Source organism: Arboricoccus pini, from assembly GCF_900187945.1.
GTDB classification, from domain to species: domain Bacteria; phylum Pseudomonadota; class Alphaproteobacteria; order Geminicoccales; family Geminicoccaceae; genus Arboricoccus; species Arboricoccus pini.
In genome coordinates this window covers 186,146-203,211 of record NZ_FYEH01000002.1, presented here as the reverse complement: position 1 = coordinate 203,211, position 17,066 = coordinate 186,146, and the positions used below count along the sequence as shown (strand labels likewise).

The 17,066-nt window shown below is 62.4% G+C and carries 16 protein-coding genes and 1 riboswitch; of the genes, 12 read left to right on the top strand and 4 right to left on the bottom strand.

Features of this window, described 5'->3' with window-relative positions; genetic code table 11:
• Window positions 1–45: 45 nt before the first annotated feature.
• Together smpB and dapA are read right to left on the bottom strand one after the other, a co-directional pair.
• Entirely contained in the window at window positions 46–522 is a 477-nt protein-coding gene (smpB, locus tag CFB17_RS03730; protein WP_088560051.1) for an SsrA-binding protein SmpB, read from the bottom strand.
• 149 nt (window positions 523–671) lie between these two features.
• Complete coding sequence (gene dapA / locus CFB17_RS03725; RefSeq protein ID WP_088560050.1) at window positions 672–1,553, bottom strand: 4-hydroxy-tetrahydrodipicolinate synthase; 882 nt, start codon at window positions 1,551–1,553, stop codon at window positions 672–674.
• Between the two features lie 235 nt (window positions 1,554–1,788).
• Here dapA and CFB17_RS03720 point away from each other — a divergent pair, with 235 nt between their 5' ends.
• From CFB17_RS03720 to CFB17_RS03695, 6 genes are all read left to right on the top strand, one after another.
• Window positions 1,789–3,474, top strand: a complete 1,686-nt coding sequence (locus CFB17_RS03720) for a lytic transglycosylase domain-containing protein (RefSeq protein ID WP_165769406.1) — start codon at window positions 1,789–1,791, stop codon at window positions 3,472–3,474.
• Entirely contained in the window at window positions 3,458–4,441 is a 984-nt protein-coding gene (locus tag CFB17_RS03715) for a threonine/serine dehydratase (RefSeq protein ID WP_088560048.1), read from the top strand. Before CFB17_RS03720 ends, CFB17_RS03715 begins: the two co-directional genes overlap by 17 nt.
• Window positions 4,442–4,472: 31 nt before the next feature.
• Window positions 4,473–5,234 (top strand): 3'(2'),5'-bisphosphate nucleotidase CysQ, encoded by a 762-nt coding sequence (cysQ, locus tag CFB17_RS03710; protein WP_088560047.1) that lies wholly within the window; start codon window positions 4,473–4,475, stop codon window positions 5,232–5,234.
• 8 nt (window positions 5,235–5,242) lie between these two features.
• Entirely contained in the window at window positions 5,243–6,286 is a 1,044-nt protein-coding gene (locus CFB17_RS03705; RefSeq protein ID WP_088560046.1) for a quinone-dependent dihydroorotate dehydrogenase, read from the top strand.
• Between the two features lie 28 nt (window positions 6,287–6,314).
• Window positions 6,315–6,394: riboswitch (SAM riboswitch) on the top strand.
• 68 nt (window positions 6,395–6,462) lie between these two features.
• Window positions 6,463–7,665, top strand: coding sequence for an O-succinylhomoserine sulfhydrylase (gene metZ / locus CFB17_RS03700; RefSeq protein WP_207761923.1), 1,203 nt, complete (start codon window positions 6,463–6,465; stop codon window positions 7,663–7,665).
• A gap of 438 nt (window positions 7,666–8,103) precedes the next feature.
• Window positions 8,104–9,072 (top strand): alpha/beta fold hydrolase, encoded by a 969-nt coding sequence (locus tag CFB17_RS03695; protein WP_165769405.1) that lies wholly within the window; start codon window positions 8,104–8,106, stop codon window positions 9,070–9,072.
• Window positions 9,073–9,074: 2 nt separating this feature from the next.
• On the opposite strand, the gene CFB17_RS03690 is transcribed toward CFB17_RS03695, so the two are convergent.
• Both CFB17_RS03690 and CFB17_RS03685 read right to left on the bottom strand, forming a co-directional pair.
• A complete protein-coding gene (locus CFB17_RS03690) occupies window positions 9,075–9,686 on the bottom strand; it encodes a uracil-DNA glycosylase (RefSeq protein ID WP_322112121.1) in 612 nt (203 codons plus the stop codon).
• A 100-nt stretch (window positions 9,687–9,786) separates the two neighbouring features.
• Window positions 9,787–10,419: a LabA-like NYN domain-containing protein gene (locus CFB17_RS03685; RefSeq protein ID WP_322112120.1), complete on the bottom strand. Its 633-nt coding sequence runs from the start codon at window positions 10,417–10,419 to the stop codon at window positions 9,787–9,789.
• 262 nt (window positions 10,420–10,681) lie between these two features.
• Between CFB17_RS03685 and rpoZ the strand changes: the two genes are divergently transcribed.
• From rpoZ to lepB, 6 genes are all read left to right on the top strand, one after another.
• Entirely contained in the window at window positions 10,682–11,041 is a 360-nt protein-coding gene (gene rpoZ, locus CFB17_RS03680) for a DNA-directed RNA polymerase subunit omega (protein WP_088560239.1), read from the top strand.
• Window positions 11,042–11,205: 164 nt separating this feature from the next.
• On the top strand, window positions 11,206–13,359 hold the full coding sequence (locus CFB17_RS03675; protein WP_088560238.1) for a RelA/SpoT family protein: 2,154 nt from the start codon (window positions 11,206–11,208) through the stop codon (window positions 13,357–13,359).
• Window positions 13,360–13,422: 63 nt separating this feature from the next.
• Window positions 13,423–13,995: a DUF2062 domain-containing protein gene (locus tag CFB17_RS03670; protein ID WP_088560043.1), complete on the top strand. Its 573-nt coding sequence runs from the start codon at window positions 13,423–13,425 to the stop codon at window positions 13,993–13,995.
• Window positions 13,996–14,070: 75 nt separating this feature from the next.
• On the top strand, window positions 14,071–15,627 hold the full coding sequence (locus tag CFB17_RS03665; RefSeq protein ID WP_088560042.1) for a YifB family Mg chelatase-like AAA ATPase: 1,557 nt from the start codon (window positions 14,071–14,073) through the stop codon (window positions 15,625–15,627).
• Between the two features lie 18 nt (window positions 15,628–15,645).
• Window positions 15,646–16,044, top strand: a complete 399-nt coding sequence (acpS, locus tag CFB17_RS03660; RefSeq protein ID WP_088560041.1) for a holo-ACP synthase — start codon at window positions 15,646–15,648, stop codon at window positions 16,042–16,044.
• 260 nt (window positions 16,045–16,304) lie between these two features.
• Window positions 16,305–17,057 carry a signal peptidase I gene (gene lepB, locus CFB17_RS03655; protein WP_088560040.1) on the top strand — a complete coding sequence of 251 codons (753 nt, stop codon included), beginning with the start codon at window positions 16,305–16,307 and terminating at the stop codon, window positions 17,055–17,057.
• The last annotated feature ends 9 nt before the right edge of the window (window positions 17,058–17,066 follow it).

The following is a 17,066-nucleotide window of genomic DNA, read 5'->3' as shown; positions in this document are numbered from 1 at the left end:
ATATTTCGTAAGTACCTCCCGGCGATGATCGCCCCGCCGGCCTGCCTACTCGCCCCGGCCATTGCCCCGCATGATGCGCTGCTTGTCGCGTGACCAGTCGCGGTCTTTTTGCGCTGCACGCTTGTCATGGCTCTGTTTGCCCTTCGCGAGGCCGATTTCGAGCTTGGCCCAGCCGCGTTTGCCGAAATAGAGGCTGAGCGGCACGATCGTCATGCCCTTGCGTTGCACAGCACCCACGAGCCGGTCGCGTTCGCGCTTCGTCACCAGGAGTTTGCGCGGCCGGCGAACCTCGTGATTGAATCGGTTGGCCTTGCCGTATTCGGGGATGTAGGCGTTGAAGAGCCAGAGCTCGCCCTCCATCTCGGCGGCGTGCGCCTCGCTGATGGTGGCCCGGCCTTCGCGAATCGACTTGACCTCGCTGCCCATCAGGATGATGCCGGCCTCGACCCGTTCTTCGATGAAATAGTCGTGAAACGCCTTGCGGTTCTGCGCGATCTGCCGGTGCGCGCTGTCCTTGGCCATCTATTCGTCCGTTCGACCTGGAGCATGGCCCCGATCCCGGGCCGGCTCTTTCCTAGTTTATGTTAGATCGGGGTCCACGAAGGCAATGTCACCCGGCGGGCTGGATGAGGCGAGGGGCCGCGTGTCGTCATGCAACACCCCCGGCCGGCTTATCTCGCGAGGATGCCTGCCGCCGCCATGGCGGCATCGATTTCGCCTTGAGCAGCGAGGCTGGCCTCGACGAGCGGCAGGCGCACGCCCGGGCCAAGCTTGCCCAGTTTCGATAGCGCATATTTGGCCGGCGATGGACTGGGTTCGCAAAAGAGACTCCTGTGCAGTGGCAGGAGACGCCGATGGATGGCCAAGGCTTCCTCCGGTCGTCCCGCGGCCCAGGCGTCGTGCAAGGCGGCGCAAAGGCCGGGGGCGACGTTGGCGGTGACCGAGATGCAGCCATGGCCACCGTGCGCCAGGAACGCCACGATATTGGCATCCTCGCCGGAAAGCTGGCAAAAATCCGGCCCGCACGCCGCACTCGTCAATAGCGGTCGGACGATGTCGGCACTGGCATCTTTCACGCCCACGATACCGTGCAACTTCGCCAAGCGTCCCATGGTCTGCGGCGACATGTCGATCACACTGCGGCCGGGAATATTGTAGATCAGGATAGGCAGGTCGACGGCTTCGGCTATGGCGCTGTAGTGGCGGTAGAGACCTTCTTGAGACGGCTTGTTGTAATAGGGTGTCACGATCAAGGCGGCGTCGGCGCCCACGTCTTTGGCGTGCCGGGTCAGGCTGATCGCCTCCCGTGTCGCATTCGACCCCGCACCCGCGATGACGGGTGCCCGTCCGGCCGTGGCCTCGACGCAGAGCTCAATGACGCGGCCATGCTCCTCGTGGCTGAGCGTCGGGCTTTCGCCCGTGGTGCCGACGGGCACGAAGCCGTCCGTACCCTCCTGCAGATGCCACTCGATCAGATCCTTGAAGGCTCCGGCGTCGACCGATCCATCCTTATTGAAGGGAGTAACGAGGGCTACGATGGACCCCTTGAACATGCCGGCCTCTCGATTGACGACTGACGCGACGATCCTTGGCCGCGCTCCCGATCGTAATATGGTCGGGATCGGCGAACTTAATGAGGGAATGACAGGCCAGCAAGGCACTGAAGAGGCGTTACGCCGCTGCAAGCGACTTTCGCCGCGGGCGTCGATCCGTTAACCAGAGCGTTCGTGGCAGGCGGAAAGGGGCCGGATGCAAAAGATCTGCTGGAGAAAGTGGAACGCCCTGCGATTGAGTGTTCTCCTCGCGCTGGTCCTCGCGCAATCGAGCCCGCCCGCCCTTGCGCAGGGCGATGAAGGTTTCGCACTAGGCCGCAACGCGGCAGCCGTCCGGGCCATTGCGGCTGCCGTGGGCCAGAGGAACTATGCCCAGGCTGCCTCTCTGGCCGCTCCCAATCCGCTGCTCCGGGACTGGGTCGCCTGGCAGTCTCTGCGTGACAGCGCGCTCAACGACTTCGCCAGCTATGAAACCTTCCTCGATCAACATCCGCAATGGCCTGATCGTGCCAAGCTCGAGGCCAATGCCGAGGCCGTGATGGGACCGGATGTCGATCCGGCGCGACGCCTGCGCTGGTTCGCCACGCACCCGCCGCGTACGCGCGACGGGCGCGAGCGCATGGCGGAGGCGCTCAGCGCTGTCGGCCGTACCGACGAGGCGGCCAATATTCTGGTTCCCTTGAGCCGTCTGCCCAGCCCTTCAGCTGATTGGAACCAGCGGCAGCGCGCCTCGCGCGAAGCTTTGGACAAAGGTGACTATCGTCGGGCCTATGCGCTTGCGGCAGGCCATGGGCAGTCGGAAGGCGTCGCCTTCGCCGAAGGGGAGTGGCTGGCGGGCTGGATCGCACTCCGCTTTCTGAACGACCCGGGCACCGCTCTCGGTCATTTCCAGCGTCTTTCGGCCGCCGTGACCGCGCCCATCAGCGTCGCTCGCGGCGCCTATTGGAGTGGCCGTGCCGCTTCTGCTCTGGGGCGCGGCGCCGATGCCCGCGTATTCTATGCGCGCGCCGCAGCCAACCCCACGACCTTCTACGGTCAGATGGCCGCAATCGAACTTGGCGAGAAGCCTGCCATCACGCCCAAAAACTTATCCCAGCCGGGGCGCGATCGAAGGCGCCGGTTCGAGGCGCAAGATCTTGCCGGCTTGTCCAGCCTGTTTTGCGCCAGCGGCCTCGACCGGGAGGCTGCCCCGTTCATTCGCAAGCTTGGTGCCGATCTGGCGAGCGATCCGCAAATGCTGGAGATGGTCTACGACTTGGCTAGGCGGTGCGCCCGCCCGGATCTGATCGTGGTGGTCGGAAAGCTGGCGGTGCAAAAAGGCGGCGATCCGCTCTCGAGCTTCCCCGTTCCCGACGTCGCAAGCCTGTTAAGTCCGGGGCCGGGCCTGCCCGGATCGGCAACGCTGTTGGGTATTGCCCGTCAGGAGAGCCAGTTCGACAGTCGCGTCGTCTCCCCAGCGGGCGCCATGGGTCTGATCCAGATAATGCCCAGCACGGCGCGCACTGTGGCTGTCGGCCTAGGCGTGCCCTACGATCGGGCTGCGCTGACGGACGAGCCGGAATATAATGTTCAGTTGGGCAGCCAATATCTGGCAACGCAGCTGGACCGTTTCGGCGGGACCGGCCCGCTTGCCTTTGCAGCCTACAATGCCGGTCCCGCGCGGGTGCAGCAGTGGCTCGATCGCTATGGCGATCCCCGTGGAGGCGACGCGCATACGATGATCGACTGGATCGAATCGATTCCCTTCAACGAGACCCGCAATTATGTCCAGCGCGTTAGCGAGGCGGAGACAGTCTATAGCATCTTGCTCCGCGAGGGCGGCGGTCGCCTCGTTCCGTTATCGGGGGCACGACGGCCCGTACCAGGCACCGAGGCGCCCGTCCCAGCCTTAGTAGCGAGCGATGATGATAACCGATCCTGAGCCATTGCCGGTCGCGTATGAAGATGTCGAGGCGGCCGCGACCCGACTGCGCGGTGTAGCTGTCTGTACGCCGCTTATCGAAAACGATGTCCTGAATGAGCTGACCGGTGGTCGGGTCCTCGTCAAGGCCGAGCCTCTCCAGCGCACCGGCTCCTTCAAATTTCGCGGTGCTTATAACGCCATCGCGCAGACCGAAGCCCGGGCCGTGGTTGCTTTTTCCTCGGGCAACCACGCCCAAGGCGTGGCAGCAGCGGCGCGACTCCTCGGCCGCAAGGCCACGATCATCATGCCCGCCGACGCGCCCCGGCTGAAACTGGATAATACGCGTGCGCTTGGCGCAGAGGTCATCCTTTATGATCGGTTTGGGGAGAACCGCGAGGCGATCGGTGCCAGGGTTTCGGAAGAAACCGGAGCCGAGCTTATCCGTCCCTACGACGATCCCCGGGTCATGGCGGGCCAAGGCACGATCGGTCTTGAGATCGTAGCACAGGCGGCAGCACGGGACCTGCGGCCGGACGCGGCGATCGTCTGCTGTGGTGGCGGCGGGCTCATCGCCGGCACGTCGACTGCTCTTACCCGCCAAGTGCCTGGCATTGAGGTCTTCTCAGCCGAACCGGAGGCGTTCGACGATACGGCCCGATCCCTTCAGGCGGGAGAGCGTCTGGCCAATCCGCCGGGCCGCGTCTCGATCTGCGATGCCTTGATGTCGCCGGAGCCTGGGCTTTTGACCTTCCAGGTCAATCGCCGTCTTCTCAAAGGTGGTCTTACCGCTTCCGAGGATGCGGTGCGCTCGGCAATGCGCTTTGCCTTCAGCGCCTTGAAGGTCACGGTCGAGCCGGGGGGCGCCATTGCGCTCGCGGCCTTAATGTCAGGGGCATTTGATGCTAAAGGCCGCGTCGTCGCGGTCGTGCTCTCTGGCGGGAATGTCGATCCTGGCACCTTTGCCGCAATTCTCGCTGGCGACTGACGGCCGGCCATCTCGTCATTTGGAGAACTCGATGATCGCGCCCGCATTGCTGATGCCCAAGCTCGTCAGCCTCATTGACCGTGCGAGCGCGATCGTCCTTGAGATCTATGCGAGCGACTTCGACGTAGCCCGCAAGGAGGACGCCTCGCCCGTCACACTGGCCGACGAGGCCGCTGAGGCGCTCATCGTTAAGGAATTGCGTGCGCTGACCCCGAATTTTGCCATAGTCGCCGAGGAAGAGGTATCGGCCGGCAAGATCCCCGACGTCGGCCAAGAGCCGTTCTGGCTGGTCGATCCGCTGGACGGAACGAAAGAGTTTATCTCCAGGAACGGCGAGTTCACGGTCAATATCGGTCTCGTCCATGCGGGGCTGCCTATCCTGGGCGTGGTCGCCGCACCGGCCAGGGGCATCGTCTGGTGGGGGGCCGTGGGGCAGGGGGCCGTGCGTCGGGACGAGCAGGGCGTGCACGTCATTCAGGTACGACCGCGACCGGATATGGACGCGGTGGCAGTGGCCAGCCGGTCGCATCGGGACGCTGATACCGACGCCTTTCTGGCCGAGGAAGGGATTACGAAGACGATCTCCGCAGGCAGTTCGCTCAAATTCTGTTTGGTGGCGCAAGGCGAGGCGGACGTTTATCCGCGCTTCGCGCCAACCATGGAATGGGACACGGCGGCTGGCCATGCCGTGCTTCGCGCCGCGGGCGGCAGGGTTTCAACTCGTGCCGGCGGCCCGCTACTCTATGGCAAGGCTGGGTTTCGCAATCCAAGCTTCCTTGCCGCCGGCGCCTGACGGCCTGCATGGTGCTGCATCGAGCCCTCTTTGCGCTTGATGCCGAGCGCGCGCATGGCGTCGGCCTCAAGCTCCTGAACCTGCTGCCATCCCGACCGGCCAACGCGTCCCCGCGGCTGGAAACGGCCCTGGCCGGCATGAATCTTCCCCATCCGATCGGTCTTGCGGCCGGATTCGACAAGAATGCGACGGCGGTGCGCGGATTTGCCGGCCTCGGTTTTGCCTATGTCGAGGTTGGTACGGTGACGCCTAGACCCCAGGTGGGCAATCCGAGACCACGTCTCTTTCGCCTGGAGACAGACGCGGCGATCATCAACCGCTTGGGGTTCAACAATGACGGCGTCGCGACCGTCGGGAAAAGGCTGCGCGCGCTCGGCAGCAGACCCGTGCCACTGGGCATCAATATCGGCATGAACAAAGATAGCCGGGAGGCGCTGCCTGACTATCTGACAGGGATGAATGCCCTGTCTTCGTTAGCCGACTATATCACCTTGAATGTTTCATCGCCCAATACGCCGGGTCTGCGCGCGCTTCAGCAGGTGGACCGCCTGCGCGACCTCCTCCGACCTGTTCTCGAGCGACGCGCCGAGCTCGCCCGTGACCTCGCCCGTCGATTGCCGGTGTTCCTCAAGATAGCGCCCGACCTCTCGATCGACGAAGCGCTGGCCATAGCCGAGCTTGCCCGGGACCTTGGCATCGACGCGTTGATGATCAGCAATACTACGATCGACCGCCCGGCGACCCTGAGCTCGCCCGCGCGAGTCGAAACCGGCGGCTTGAGCGGCAAGCCCTTGATGCAGCCTTCTACAGCCCTCTTGCGCGAAGTTCGCCGCGGGATTGGCAAGAGTCTGCCGTTGATCGGCATTGGCGGCATTTTCAAGGCGGAGGATGTACTGGCGAAGATCCTGGCGGGTGCCACTGCCGTCCAGCTTTACTCTGGCCTCGTCTACGAGGGGCCGGGCTTGGTGCGCCGTCTGGTAAGGGACCTGGACCGGCTGCTGGACGAACGTTCGATCGGGCGGCTGGCAGAAGCCATCGGTGCTGATGCTTGACCCTATCGGCGTAACGCGCCTAAGACCTCGAAGGTGAAGTGGTGATTTGAGCCGGTCGGCTTGCGGACCACTATAAAGAATCCGCTAAAAGGCCGGGGATCGTTCCGGATGGAAAGCCTCGGGCCTTTGTCGGCTTCGAGGCTTTTTGTGTTTTGGGCGAAGGATGGATGTGCGCCATGAGCGAGGATAATTCGACGGCGGGTCTGCCAGGCGGCGTGGGCGAGAGCACGCGTTTGATCCACGGTGGCCGGATCCGCTCCAATTTTGGCGAGACGAGCGAGGCGCTCTTTTTGACCTCGGGGTTCGTCTATGAGCATGCCGAGGACGCCGAGGCGCGTTTCGCCGATCGGCAGCCCGGCTACATGTATAGCCGCGTCAGCAACCCGACGGTCGAGGTCTTTGAGCGCAAGATGGCGCTCCTCGAAGGCGCTGAAGCCGCGACAGCTACCGCTACCGGCATGGCGGCCGTGCACACGGCGCTTTTGGCCCAACTTCGCGCTGGCGATCGCCTTGTGGCCTCCAATCTGCTCTTTGGCTCTTGCCACTGGATCGTCACCGAGTTGCTGCCGCGCTTTGGCATCGAGGTTGAACTCGTCGACGGGACGGATCTCGATGCCTGGGCAAGGGCATTGGCGAAACCTACAAAGATTGCCTTCTTCGAGACGCCCGGCAATCCGACCCTGGCCATGGTGGACATCGAGGGCGTGAGCCGGCTTGCGCATGCAGCCGGTGCGAAGGTCGTGATTGACAATGTCTTTGCGACACCTCTCCTGCAAAAGCCCATGAGGTTGGGCGCGGATGTCGTCGTCTACTCGGCGACCAAGCATATTGACGGGCAGGGCAGGTGTCTGGGCGGGGTCATCTTGAGCGACCACACCTTCAAGAACGACGTGCTGTCGACCTGGTGCAAGAATGTCGGTCCCTCGCTCAGTCCGTTTAATGCCTGGGTCCTGGCCAAGGGACTGGAAACACTCGACCTCCGCATCGAGCGGCATTGTCGCAACGCGGCGGATCTTGCTCGCTTCCTTGAGGCGCATCCCGCGGTCGCGGGCGTCCTTTATCCCGGCTTGGAGAGTCATCCCCAGCATGATCTGGCTCGTCGCCAGATGACGGCCAGTGGACCGATGCTGAGCTTCTACGTCAAGGGCAGCAAGGAGCGCACGTTCGAGGTGATGAATCGGCTGCGAATCATCGCCATCTCCAACAATCTGGGCGATGTGCGCAGCCTGGTCACCCACCCGATGACAACGACGCACTCGAAGATCGCCGAGGCCGAGCGGCTGGCAATTGGTATAACGGAGTCAATGGTTCGTCTCTCCGTGGGGCTGGAGGATGTCGAAGATCTCAAGGCCGATCTCGACCAGGCACTGCGTTCCTGAGCATCGTCACGTCTTTGCCGCGCGGAGGCGGCAAAGACGTGGATCGCCTATCCGCTCCCTTGTCATAGAACGTGCCATATCCCTGTATGTCGAATAGGTCTGAGGGCCGTTTCTGCCATACGGCGGCCTCAGGGCCGCCGTGATATGAGGGGCCGAGAATGCATGAAAGGTATGCGTGCCAACGCCGGCCGCCGAAACAGTCATCTTTGATTCGTCCGACGTTCGCGGCGTTTGGGGAATCCACGGCAGGAGACCCCATGACGCACGAGTTGTCGTTCGCTGCGAGCTGCAGGCCTGACGGGAAGTCCGATGTCGATCGGGCCGCGTCGATTGTCGACGTTGGATCGGTGGCTTGCCATCCGGGCCATAAGCTTCGGGGGTTGGTCAGCGGCGCATCATTCCAACGCTGTGGCGTTCCTTAGGGCGGATCTGAAGACCATGGACTCCCTGACTGATAGCCGACGCCTCGAGGTCAGGATGCTCGAGGGCAAAGCAGGCTTGCTCAGGATCGGCATAGCGCGCCCAGCCAGTCCATCGCTTGGCACGATCCTGATCTTGAACGGACGCGCCGAATTCATCGAGAAATACAGATCGAGCCTCGAGATCCTGGTCGGCTGGTCCTATACGGCCGTGATCATGGACTGGAGCGGACAAGGCGGCTCATGGCGGGACGAGCGGCATTCGCGGAAAGGTCATGTGGACGATTTCGCCGTCTATCTTGACGATATCGATTGCGTTCTCGGCTGGATGCGCCAAAGCGGCATGGAGACGATAGACCTCGTCATCGGCCATTCCATGGGCGGCCATCTTGTCTTGCGCGGCTTGGTCGAGCGCGATCTGCGCGCCGCCGCCGCCATTTTCATCGCCCCGATGTTCGATATCCGGATCGGCCTGCCTCGCTGGCTGGCTCGGGGCGTCGCCGGCCTCGGCACGGCCGTTGGATTGGCCCGCGCCTACGCGCCCGGTCAACAGGAGATCCATCCGGCAAGGCGGCGTTTCGAGTCCAATCCCCTGACTTCGGATCCCGAACTCTTCGAATCGTTTCGCCAGCTTCTTCTTCATCATGACGCCTATCGCGTGGGCGGCGTTACCTATGGCTGGTTGCGAGCTGCCTTTCGCTCGATCGCCTGGACGTGGCAGCCCGGGTACGGTGAGGGCCTGAAACTGCCAATGACGGTGCTTACCGGCGAGCAGGACCGCATCGTCTCCAACCAAGCTGCGGCTCTTATGGCAGCACGACTACTCGCGCGTCATGTCGATCTTGCTGGTGCCAGGCACGATCTGCTCTGGGAGGTCGCGCCGGTACGCGATCGTCTCTGGCGGGAAATTCGTGTCATTCTCGATGCGCTGGAGGCGAACCGGCCGACGCCGATCGCTTCCCTTTCCGCCATAGCCGCCGGCGCTTGAACTCAATGTCCGTCCGAACCCTGCCTGGTGAGCTCGACCTGGATCGTGCGCGCAACGGCTTGGACCATAGCCAGGGTCAGCCGGCCTGTGTTCATGTTGTAGCGTGACGTATGGTAGGTATCGATGAGACGCGGAGCTCCCGGAGGGCGGTGTACTTGGCCGTGGACAAAAGGATAGAGGGCCTGCTTTAGGCCCAGACATTTTAGCACTGATTCATGGGCGATGCGGCCGAGCGCCAGGACCACCCCGTCGGCGGGAAGAGCGCTGACCTCGTCGCGCAGATAATCGCGACAGTTGCGGATCTCCTCGGGAGTCGGCTTGTTCGCGGGCGGGACGCAGCGGACCGCATTCGTGATCCGTGCCCCCTGCAGTTCTAGCCCGTCGTCGAGCCTCGCATCGAAGCGTTCATTGGCCAGCCCTGCGGAGGCTAAGGCCGGATAGAGGACCACGCCCGCATAGTCCCCTGTAAAAGGTCGGCCAGTACGATTGGCGCCCGATGCACCCGGTGCAAGACCGACGACGAGCAGCCTGGCGTCGCTCGGTCCAAAAGAGGGAACCGGGGCGTTGAACCAATCATGATGCAATGCGCGCAGTGTTTGTCGGTATGCGACCAAGCGCGGGCATCGAGGGCAATCCGGCGGCGGCGCGCTGCGCTCTGCCAACATGTTCGTCCAGATGCAAGAGCAGCGTTCAAGTTGCTCTATTGTATTGCCGTTAGCTCTGTTCGTCGTCGAACTCGTCGTCGAATTCTTCGTCATACCCGTCATCGTCGACATCATCTTCGGTGCCGTGCGCACTCGATTGGCGGGCGATGAAGGGCTGAAGCTCGACGAGATCCAGAAACTGATCGGCCTGGCGGCGCAACTCGTCGGCAATCATCGGCGGCTGCGTTCTTATCGTGCTAATGACCGTCACGCGCACGCCGCGTCGTTGGACCGCCTCGACCAGCCGGCGAAAATCGCCGTCACCTGAAATCAGGACGACATGGTCGAGATTAGCCGACAGCTCCATGACGTCGACGGCAATTTCGACATCCATGTTTCCCTTGAACTTTCGCCGGCCTGCGGCCTGGGCGAACTCCTTGAGGGGTTTAGTGACCATGGAATAGCCGTTATAGTCGAGCCAGTCGACGAGCGGCCTTATGGGTGAATATTCCTGCTCATCTAAAAGCGCAGTGTAATAGTAGGCGCGAACGAATCGGGCCTGCCGGGTGAAATTACCAAGCAGCCGCTTGTAATCGATGTCAAATGCCAGCGCGCGTGCTGCTTGGTAGAGATTTGCACCATCAATAAAGAGTGCGATACGATCTTGCGGGTTGAACCCCAGAGGCAAAGCGTCGCTTGCCATACTATAATGCTCCGGAAGAATATTTAGTAGCGCAAATCAATCGATCATATCTATCTGACATACGCAGGAGTGGCAATGGTTTCCGTCTCGTTTTGGGCGCTCGGGAATATTGCTTCCGCCACATGCAAATGAGACGGTCAAAAACGCGTTGCGTAGCCCGCAGGTAACGCTGCCAAGCTAAATCCTAGCTGGGTGATTGCGAATTGCCACTCCCTAGCCTAATTTGATCCGATTATAGGCTTTGTCACAGAGGTTGGAGTTCATGGCGCGCATCACCGTCGAGGATTGCATCGAACGCGTCCCCTCGAGGTTCGAGCTGGTCATGCTGGCAGCCCAGCGGGCGCGGGATATCGCAGCCGGTTCGGTACTGTCGGTCGACAGGGATAATGACAAGAACCCGGTCGTGGCGTTGCGCGAGATCGCCGACGAGACGATCGACTTCGACCACCTTCGCTATGAGCTGGTGCATGGTCTGCGTCGTCACGTCGAGCTCGAGACCGACGAGCCTTCGGACCTTGCTCAGGAGTTGGAAGCCCTCATCCCGCCGCAGGATGCAGGCATCGTGGCGCCGATGCCGAGCGGCGTCAGCTACAGCGAGCACGAGGTGGCGGACGAGGACTGAGCTCAGGAGATTGGGCGGAGGCTTCAATGGCGCTTGATGAGGCGGCGGTGAGGGCGGACGAAGCTGCATCTGCGGCTTTGGACAGGCCAGCCGTTCCTCCGGGCTCGGCATCGTTTCCGGCGGCGATGCCCGCGTCGACACCGGCCGTCGTCAAGCGGCGGCCGATCATGCGGCAATACGAACTCGTGGAGCGCGTCCGCGCATATGATCCCGAGGCCGACGAGGATCTGCTCAATCGTGCCTATGTCTTCGCGATGAAGGCGCATGGGTCGCAGTTGCGCGCCTCGGGTGACCCTTATTTTCATCATCCTGTCGAGGTGGCCGGAATCCTGACCGGCTTCAGGCTCGATTGCGCCACCATCGCCACGGCGCTTCTTCACGACACTGTCGAAGACACGGGCGCGACTCTCGAGGAGATCGACAGGCTGTTTGGCCCGACGGTCGCACGTCTTGTCGATGGCGTGACAAAACTCAACAAGCTCGAACTGCAATCGGCGCAGACGGCTCAAGCGGAGAATTTTCGCAAGCTTCTTCTCGCCATGTCGGATGACATCCGTGTTCTGCTGGTCAAGCTGGCAGACCGGCTGCACAACATGCGAACGCTCAACTTCATCAAGACAGACGAGAAGCGCCGGCGGATCGCCATCGAGACGATGGAGATCTATGCCCCCCTGGCCGAGCGTATCGGCATGGATTCTGTCAGGGCTGAGCTTGAGGATCTGGCGTTTGGCCATCTCTGGCCGGACGCGAAGGCCAGTATCAGCCACCGGCTGGGCCAATTGCGTCGCGACGAAGTAGACTTGGTCCAGCGTATCACGGTGGAACTGACTGAAACGCTGGCGGCCGCCGATATAACGGCCGAAGTCTCCGGCCGTGAAAAGGCCGCCTATTCCATCTGGCGCAAGATGGAACGGAAGAACATGAGCTTCGAGCAGCTCTCAGACATCATGGCCTTTCGGGTCCTGGTTGCGGATGTGGCTGACTGTTACGCGGCGCTTGGTATCATCCACGGGCACTACGCGATGCTGCCCGGACGCTTCAAGGATTTCATCAGTACGCCGAAGCCTAACGGCTATCGTTCGCTGCACACCACGATCATCGGCCCCGAGAAGCGTAAGATCGAGGTGCAGATCCGCACGCTTGAGATGCACGAATTCGCGCAACTGGGTGTGGCCGCGCATTGGGCCTACAAGGACAATGCTGCGATCACCGAAGGGCGACGCTATCGGTGGATACGCGAGTTGCTCGACATCCTCGAGCACGCAAACGGGCCCGAGGAGTTTCTCGAGAATACCAAACTCGAAATGTACGAGGACCAAGTCTTCTGCTTTTCGCCCAAGGGAGACCTCATCGCCCTCCCGCGCGGCGCGACGCCGGTCGACTTCGCGTATGCCGTGCACAGCCAGGTAGGCGATCATTGTGTCGGCGCCAAAGTTGATGGCCGCATGGTGCAATTGCGCTATCGGCTGCAGAACGGCGATCAGGTCGAGATCGTCACAAGCAAGAATGCGGCACCCACCGCGGCCTGGGAGCGCTTTGTCGTCACGGGCAAGGCGCGGGCCAGGATTCGGCGTTATCTGCGCGTACGTCAGCGCTCAGACTTCGTGGCGCAAGGCCGCGATATTATGCAAAAGCTGGCCAAGTCCGAGCATGTGGCGATTACTGACAAGCTGCTCGAGCGGGCGCTTGCGAATTTCACGCAGAAGACGGTTGATGACCTGCTGGCCTCGATCGGTGAGGGCACGGTTGGGCCCAAGCTGGTCCTGGATGCCGTTTATCCCGAGTTGAAACGGCCGGCTTTGCCGGACGTCGATCAAAAGGTCGTGCCGATCCGGCGCAAGACCGAGGACCAACCGGTCGACAAGAAGCAGTCGCCGATCCTGGGCCTGCCTGTTGGCACGGCGTTTCACTATGCTGGCTGCTGCCACCCAATTCCGGGCGACGCGATCATTGGGATCGTACGTAGCGGACGTTCCATCGCGGTGCACCGTATGGATTGCGCCGTCATTGGCAGGGATAAGGAGCTGGTCGAGCGAGCGATCGATATCGGCTGGAACGACAAAGGCGCGCGAACCACCCGTGCCCGGGCCCGTCTGGCCCTGGTCTTTCTGAACAAGCCCGGCGCCCTGGGGCTGGTTTCGACCGTAGTCGGCAAGCTCGATGCCAACATCCTCGATGTCCGCTTTGGGCGACGCTCGGGCGAACTTCTCGAGATCGCGCTCGACGTTGAGGTGACCAGCCTCGAGCATGTCTCGCGCATCATGGCGGCTTTGCGCGGCACGGAGGGCGTTTGCTCGGTCGAGAGATCGAGTTCCTGATGCGAAGCCGACGACCGCCCCATTCTGGCATACGACTGCCGACAGCGACGATTTGATCCGACCATGAGCTTGTTCGGCCGACGCCGACCCTTGAGCAAGCGCCAGCGCTTGCGGAGCTATCTTTGGCCGAGTTGCGGTTTTCGCCGCATGGGCATCTATTATTGGCGCCGTATCCAGCGTCTGTCGGGTTCGCCCTACCAGATCGCCATTGGCTTCGCCCTCGGCGCTGCCACGTCGATGACGCCGCTTTTGGGTTTTCACGTCGGCATCGCCGTGACGGTAACCTATCTTCTGCGCGGTAACATCATCGCGGCCGTCATCGGTACCGCCGCGGCCAATCCATGGACGCTGCCGTTGATCTGGGCCTCGACCTATGAGCTCGGCGAGCGGATTATGGGCCGTGCCGCAGGTCATCTTCCAACGACCGACTTTTTTTCGTTCGCTCAGCTGTGGGCACGCCTGGAGACGGTCTTGCTGCCCATGCTGGTGGGTTCCTTGCCGCTGGCGGCGATCGTCGGCGCCGTCTTCTACTTTGCCGTCTTCTACGCCATCCGATCCGTGCGGCAGGCACGCGCCCTGCGGATCCAGGCGCGACATGCCAGCCGGATGCGGGCCGAGCCCAACGTGGCGCGCTAGTCCGAGAGCCGGTAAGCTATTGTTTACCTTGTTTCTCCATGGTCCGGCTTTCTCGGGGACAATGGAGAAGGGCGAATGGCAAGGTTGGGCAGTGAGACATTGGCGATCGCGCGAGTCAAAAGCGTGGCCTTTGTCGGCATCGACATTGAAGAGGTCGACGTCCAGGTCCAAGTCTGCCCGGGACTGCCGGCTTTCGCGGTTGTCGGGCTGCCCGATAAGGCGGTGGCCGAAAGCCGGGAGCGGGTACGCGCGGCATTGTCTGCCATGGGCCTGGCCCTGCCGCCCAGGCGGGTCATCGTCAATCTTGCACCCGCTGATCTTGCCAAGGAAGGCAGCCTCTACGATCTGCCGATTGCCCTCGGTCTTTTCGTCGCCATGGGGATCGTGCCGCCAGCTGCAGTTGAGGGTCGCCTCGTCTTGGGCGAACTCGCCCTGGACGGCACCGTGCGCGGTGTCGCTGGCGTACTGGCCGCCGCCATCGCAGCCTCGCAGCGAAACATGGGCCTGATCTGTCCGGCCGCCTCCGCTGGCGAGGCCGCATGGCTGGCTGAAGACATCGCGGTCACGCCCGTGCCTTCACTGACGGCTCTCGTCAATCATATCAAGGGCTTGCAGCCACTGGCGGCGCCAATGATCCGCCTCCGCGAGGGTGAGGCCGAGATCGCCGACATGCGTGACGTCAAGGGACAGGAATCGGCCAAGCGGGCGATCGAGATCGCTGCCGCCGGCGGTCACAATCTGCTCATGTGCGGTCCTCCCGGTGCCGGTAAGTCGATGCTGGCGGCGAGGATCGCCGGAATCCTGCCACCGCTCGATCCGGCCGAGGCGCTGGAGGTCGGCATGATTGCCAGCGTCGGCGGCCGGCTCAAGGATGGCCGGCTTAGCAAGCGCCGCCCCTTCCGAGCCCCCCACCATGCGGCCTCGATGGCCGCTATGGTGGGGGGCGGCGCGCATGCACGGCCGGGGGAGGTTTCCCTGGCGCACAAGGGTGTTCTCTTCCTGGACGAACTGCCGGAATTCAGCCGGCAGGTGTTGGAATCGCTCCGTCAGCCCGTCGAAAGGGGCTCGGTAACGGTGGCGCGGGCGAACCTCCACGTGACGTATCCCGCACGTTTCCAGCTTGTGGCGGCCATGAATCCTTGTCGCTGCGGCCATCTCGACGATCCGCTGCAAGCTTGCCGGAAAGCGCCCCGCTGCGGCGGTGAATATAAGGCTCGGATTTCGGGTCCGCTTCTCGACCGGTTCGACATCAGCGTCGATGTCCGGGCGGTCGGATCCGCGGATCTCGATCTGCCGCCGCCCGCCGAAGGTTCGGCCGAAATCGCGGCACGCGTGCTCAAAGCCCGTCTCGTCCAGGCCGACCGCTTCCAGGCACTGGGGGCCGCCCGGCTTCGCACCAACAGCGAAGCCGAAGGGCAAGTCTTGGATAACATCGCCATGCTCGACGAACACTGTCGCCTCCTTTTGCGTCGTGCCTCGGATACATTGCATCTTTCGGCACGCGGCTATCATCGGATCTTGCGCGTGGCCCGCACGATTGCCGATCTTGCGGGCTCCCCAGATATTGGTAAGGCGCATCTGGCCGAGGCCATCAGCTTTCGCCGCAGCTCAGCCGGGTTGGGTCGACCTTAAACAAAGCGGATTTGCTTAATGATCATTGGCATCGGCACCGATCTTGTCGACATCAGGCGGATCGAGCAGACGCTTGCACGGTTCGGCGAACGTTTCACGCTACGGTGCTTCACCGATATCGAGAGGGCCAAGAGCGATGCACGGGCGACGCGGGCGGAATCCTACGCCAAGCGCTACGCTGCCAAGGAGGCCGGTGCCAAGGCACTGGGCACCGGCTTGGCGCGTGGCGTTTTCTGGCGTGACATCGGGGTCGTCAACTTGCCCGGCGGCAAACCTACCCTGGTCCTCACCGGCGGCGCGCTGACCCGCCTGGAAGCGCTGACGCCGCCTGGCATGCGAGCCTCGATCGAGCTGACGCTGACGGACGAGCCTCCCTTGGCACAAGCCATCGTCATCATCAGCGCACTGCCGATTTGAGTCGTCATGCCTCTCTCCGGTCCCTGAGGGAAGGCACCCGACGGCCTCGCGATGGTGTAGCCAGTCGGGAATCTCGCCGGTTGGGTTGCTTGTTTGCCGATCGCGCGTGATCTAATCTCCGCATCGCCCCGATGACGCGCGGGCCGCCGGCTTGCCGTCGGCCTCTGGTCGTGACAGGTCATGCTCGATGTGGAACCGGTTCTTCGCGCGGCGGTGATGCACCGCCTACCGGCCCGGTGGTAGTTGGACGTACGACCAGTATGCAAAAATCCCTAAGCGTCGCCGACCGTAAACGCGGCGGTGTGCTCGAAACCGTCAAGACTCTCGTCTATGCTATCATCATCGCGCTCGCCGTGCGCACGGTGGCCTACGAGCCCTTCAATATCCCCTCAGGTTCGATGAAGCCCACTTTGCTCGTGGGCGACTACCTGTTCGTTTCCAAATTTTCTTATGGCTATAGCCATTTCTCTCTGCCGCTCAGTCTGCCGCTTTTCCAAGGACGCCTGTTCGGACGGGTGCCGGAGCGCGGTGACGTTGCCGTCTTCAAGCTGCCGTCCGATGGCAAGACGGACTATATCAAGCGCATCGTTGGACTTCCCGGCGACAAGATCCAGGTGCTGAACGGCGTTCTCAACATTAACGGCAAGCCTGTTGAACTCCAGGCCGCCGGCACGTTCGACGAATCGATCGACGGGCGGACGATCACGGCCCAGCGGCTTATCGAGACACTGCCCAACGGCCGTCAGCACTATATTCTCGATATCACGCCGAACGGTCCGCTCGACAATACCGGTGTCTTCGAGGTTCCGCCCGGTCATGTGTTTGCCATGGGCGACAATCGCGACAATTCCTTGGACTCGCGCACCAACGAGGTCGGTTACGTTCCTATCGAGAATCTTATCGGTCGTGCCGATATTCTGTTTTTCTCGGTGGATGGCACGGCTGATCTGTTCATGCCCTGGACCTGGCCGACCGCGATCCGCTATGATCGTTTGTTCTCGATTATTCGCTAGCGAGCTTTA